Source organism: Bacillus sp. JJ1127 (genome assembly GCF_036965845.1).
Classification (GTDB): domain Bacteria; phylum Bacillota; class Bacilli; order Bacillales; family Bacillaceae_G; genus Bacillus_A.
Window position 1 is genome coordinate 12,938 of the sequence record NZ_JBALQK010000293.1, and the last position, 784, is coordinate 13,721.

Below are 784 nucleotides of genomic sequence, written 5' to 3' on the forward strand. Positions count from 1 at the left end.
AAAAATGTTGATTTTCCGTTTCTCTCTACTATCCATCTCATTTCAGTTTAGGGAGGATATATTATGGACACATTACACACACATTGCGCAGGTCTAGATGTACATCAAAAAGAGATAGTTGCTTGTATTTTAATTGGTTCATCGGACGAAACCCTTATAAAGGAAGTCCGTACATTTCCTACAATGACAAAGAATCTTTTTGAAATACTTCGATGGTTAGAATCCCTTGGTATTACTCATATTGCGATGGAGAGTACGGGTGTATATTGGAAACCGGTCTACAATATTATAGAAGACTTCTTTGATATTACACTTGCCAATGCACAACGAATTAAGAATGTTCCCGGACGAAAAACAGATGTAGCTGATGCTGAATGGATTGCCAAACTTCTTCGATATGGATTGATTGAAAAAAGCTTCGTTCCCCCAGCAGATATTCGAGAACTTCGTGATTTAACTCGTCGTCGCAAAAAAGTGATTGGTGATATGACAGCAGAAAAAAACAGAATCCAAAAAACGTTAGAGTGTTCTAATATTAAGTTAGGATCTGTTATTTCTGATGTATTTGGTGTATCCGGACGAAAATTATTAACTCGTCTTGTAGAACAAGGATACGTAAGTTACAAGATGTCGAAGAGACAATTCACACAAAAATGATGCCAAAAGCCCAAGATATTTCAGATTCATTATTCGGTACATTAAACGAACATCAAATTTTCTTAATTCGGCATTCGTGGAATCACATCTTATTTCTCGAACAAGCCATGCCTTGCGATTCCTGCAA

At 36.5% G+C, this 784-nt stretch carries 1 pseudogene; it reads left to right on the forward strand.

The window, feature by feature from the left end:
* Positions 1–63: 63 nt before the first annotated feature.
* Positions 64–784 (forward strand): annotated as a pseudogene (locus V7183_RS22910) (IS110 family transposase); the annotation flags it as partial.